4 protein-coding genes are annotated in these 3262 nt (G+C 68.5%); 2 read left to right on the top strand and 2 right to left on the bottom strand.

The window, feature by feature from the left end; all coding sequences use genetic code 11:
* The first annotated feature begins 1198 nt into the window (after positions 1 to 1198).
* Together R1101_RS0119470 and soxR are read left to right on the top strand one after the other, a co-directional pair.
* Complete coding sequence (locus R1101_RS0119470; protein ID WP_016934994.1) at positions 1199 to 1417, top strand: hypothetical protein; 219 nt, start codon at positions 1199 to 1201, stop codon at positions 1415 to 1417.
* Between the two features lie 87 nt (positions 1418 to 1504).
* Positions 1505 to 1996 carry a redox-sensitive transcriptional activator SoxR gene (gene soxR / locus R1101_RS0119465; RefSeq protein ID WP_016934993.1) on the top strand — a complete coding sequence of 164 codons (492 nt, stop codon included), beginning with the start codon at positions 1505 to 1507 and terminating at the stop codon, positions 1994 to 1996.
* Positions 1997 to 2008: 12 nt separating this feature from the next.
* Here soxR and R1101_RS0119460 read toward each other — a convergent pair whose 3' ends face one another.
* Together R1101_RS0119460 and R1101_RS29785 are read right to left on the bottom strand one after the other, a co-directional pair.
* On the bottom strand, positions 2009 to 2893 hold the full coding sequence (locus R1101_RS0119460; RefSeq protein ID WP_016934992.1) for an alpha/beta fold hydrolase: 885 nt from the start codon (positions 2891 to 2893) through the stop codon (positions 2009 to 2011).
* On the bottom strand, positions 2890 to 3195 hold the full coding sequence (locus R1101_RS29785) for a hypothetical protein (RefSeq protein ID WP_081494138.1): 306 nt from the start codon (positions 3193 to 3195) through the stop codon (positions 2890 to 2892). Before R1101_RS29785 ends, R1101_RS0119460 begins: the two co-directional genes overlap by 4 nt.
* Positions 3196 to 3262 lie beyond the last annotated feature (67 nt).

Genomic DNA, 3262 nt, shown 5'->3' with positions numbered 1-3262 from the left:
GCGTTGTCACTGCCACGCCGATGATATCGACGCAGATACGCGATCACAGCGGGACTCCCACGGTCCCATAAAAACGTCACAGTGACGTTTTTATGACGGTCGAACCCGGACGGGCAGGGGACGAGGGGCGGCCGGCCCGGAAGGTCACCTCGGGCGCCCGAGGCAGCAGACGGGCACACGGCGCCGGGCCGGCCGGAGACCGAGGACCGGGTCGGTGCGGATCGGGCCCGGCGGGCGCACGGCAGATCGAGCGTCGGGAGTGAGTCGGCGCGGCGCGGTTCGCACGCCGTACGCCGCGGAGCGAACAACACGCGCCGGACGACACGGCGCGCGACGCGATGCCGTGGCGTGCACCGACGTCGCGAATCTGCGAATCGGGACATCGGCCAGGAGCATGAGGATTCACGGCGCCGAAGTCCAGGTCACGACGCATATCATTATTGCCGATAATCTACATTATGTTAACTAAAGTGGAATCGGGCCTCCTCCGGACGACTACGGCAGGGCGCCTGAGCGGTTCGGCATCCTCGCATCCGTATCCGTATCGATCCGTATCGATGCGACCTCACTACGGGGTCCCGCGCCACCACCGGCCCGACTCTGCTCGACCCCAGCCGGGCCGATCCGGACTTCGGCTCGATCCGGCCCCGAGGCCGGATCGCGTCGGTGAAACGATCACCACAACAGTCACCGTCGGCGCTGCGCCGATACACAGCTTGCCGACGGGTCCGATGCGACGACACCATGTGGTCGACGTCGCGTGCACGCTCTGCACGCGGTGCATCATGCCGAGTGATGCACGGGTGGCGATACGGATGAACCCCGTCCCCCGAGGTGTAGATGCCACCCGTCGCCCATTCCCGCCTCTTCCCTATTTGATGGATAATCACCGTTATCCACGAATACTCCACTGCCGCAATTGAGTTCGCTTACAGATGACATTCTCCTCGACGGGGTTACGGCGTCGTGCGGCCTTCTTCGCCGGGCCAGCCCCCCAATACCGACCGCCTTCCCCCACCCCACCTCATCGGCAGGCGGCGGCACGCGCACCCCGGGTTCGACGACCTCAGGATCGCGCACCTCTCCCCTCCCCGGTCACCCCTCGCCACGTCCTACGATTCGTCACGGTGACAGTGACGTTGCACGATCTCCGCGTGGTGCTCCCCCGGCACCCGCCCGCAGGTTCTACGGTGGTCGCGTGACGATCCCCGCATCGAGTTATCTGTTCCAGGCCCGGACGTTCGTGAGCGGTTCCCGTAAGTGGCGGTTCGAGGCCGCGCTGGCCACCGCGCGGGTCTGCGAGCGTTTCGAGCGACCGTATCCGAAGTCGGTACGGTCGCTGGCGCACACCGCCTACGACATGTTGCGGATGGATGCGCCGGAGGTCGCCGCCGAGTTCGGGCCCCCGTCGTTCTGAGCCCGGCTATCCGGCGTGCGCGGTCGCCGTCCCGGTACTGTGCAGCACAACTCGATCACGATGTCTGCGCGGCGAGGAGGGGCACCGATGAACCCTGCGATCTGGCTGACACCCGGCCAGTTGGCCGACCGTTCCGGGGTGGCGGTCTCGGCACTGCACTACTACGAGTCGCGGGGGCTCATCACCAGTCGCCGCACCTCCGGCAATCAGCGCCGCTACCGCCGGGACATGCTGCGCAAGGTCGCGTTCATCAAGGTCGCCCAGGGCGTCGGGGTGTCCCTCGACGAGATCAAGGAAGCGTTCGATTCGCTGCCGGACAGTCGCGTGCCGACCACCGCGGACTGGGCGCGGCTGTCCCGGGCGTGGCACGACCGGCTGACCCGCCGCATCGAGGATCTCACCGCGCTGCGCGACAGTTTCACCGACTGCATCGGCTGCGGCTGCCTGAGCCTGGCATCGTGCCCGCTCGCGAATCCCGGCGACGTACTCGGGACGCAGGGGCCGGGTCCGCGCCGGCTACCGGTGCACGACGATCCCCTGGTGGAGCCGGCGCCGCGCGCAGAATCCTCGTCCGGCTGATCCCGCCGGAGGTCAGGCGCGCACCGCTTCGATCTGCTGCACGAACCGGACGGTGGCGGCGGCGAGTTCGCGCGGGTGGGAGCGCGGTGACCAGTGTCCGGCGTCGAGCGGATGGATACGCAGGTCGGTGACCCAGTGGGAGGTGTCCTCGTAGCTCACCGGGCGCACCGCGCGGTCGCGCAGGTTCTGGATCACCAGCACCGGAACGTCGGTGCGCCGCGCGCGGGGCCGGGCGAGCCGGGCACGGATGTTCGCGCGGTACAGGGACAGTCCGTGCACCATGTCGTCGGCGAGGGTCGGGGCGACGGGTTCGATCGCGGCGGGGTCGGTGCGGTCGAAGATTCCGACGAAGGCCGGCCAGTGGTGGGAGAGCCAGCGGCGCAGCACGGGATTCGGCAGGCCCGGAATCTGGAAGGCGAGGGTGTAGGCGGAGGCGAGGGTCTGTTCGGCCGGTCCGAGCGGGCGTCGCTGTCGGAGCCGTCGACGTAGCCACAGGCCGAGATGGTCGAGGTTGGGGCCGGACACGGAGGTGTAGGAGGCGATGCGGTCGCGGGCGCCGGGTTCGCACACCGCTTCCCAGCACAGCACGGCGCCCCAGTCGTGGCCGAGCAGGTGCACCGGTGCGTTCGGGGCGAGGGCGTCGATCACGGCGTGCAGGTCGGCGGCGAGGTGATCGAGACGGTAGTGCCCTACCTGGCGCGGGACAGTGGAGTTGCCGGCGCCGCGGTTGTCGTAGCGGAGAATGCGGAAATCGTCGGCGAGCAGGGGTGTGATGCGGTCCCACAGGGCGTGGGTGTCGGGCCAGCCGTGGACGAGGACGAGGGTCGGTCCGTGCGGGTTGCCTTCTTCGACGACGTGGAGCCGGACGGGTCCGTTCCTGACGGTGTGGGTGGTCATGGCTGTCCTCGCGTCTCGGGGGCCGGTGGATGGTCGCTCACGCTCCGGGCCGGATGGTCGCTCACGCTCCGGGCCGGATGGTCGCTCACGCTCCGGGCCGGATGGTCGCTCACGTTCCGGGCCGGGAAGGTGCGGCGCCGTAGGGCGCTCGCGATGGCGAACAGGGATTCGGAGACGGAGGTGGGTCGTCCGTGGCGTCGCTGGAGGAGGTGTGCGAGCGCGGACAGCAGGCCGGCGCCGAGGGGTACGGCGAGGACGAACAGGATTCGACGTCGGAGTAGTTTTCCGGACAGCATCCACATACGAGATTCCTTCGCGACCGGCCACTGTGTTTGTAACCAACGGTAACACTATCTTGGCCGGTGGGAT

Source organism: Rhodococcus sp. R1101 (assembly GCF_000278445.1).
Classification (GTDB): domain Bacteria; phylum Actinomycetota; class Actinomycetes; order Mycobacteriales; family Mycobacteriaceae; genus Rhodococcus; species Rhodococcus gordoniae.
Note: the sequence above shows the minus strand (reverse complement) of the source record. Positions and strands in the feature narration are given on the sequence as shown.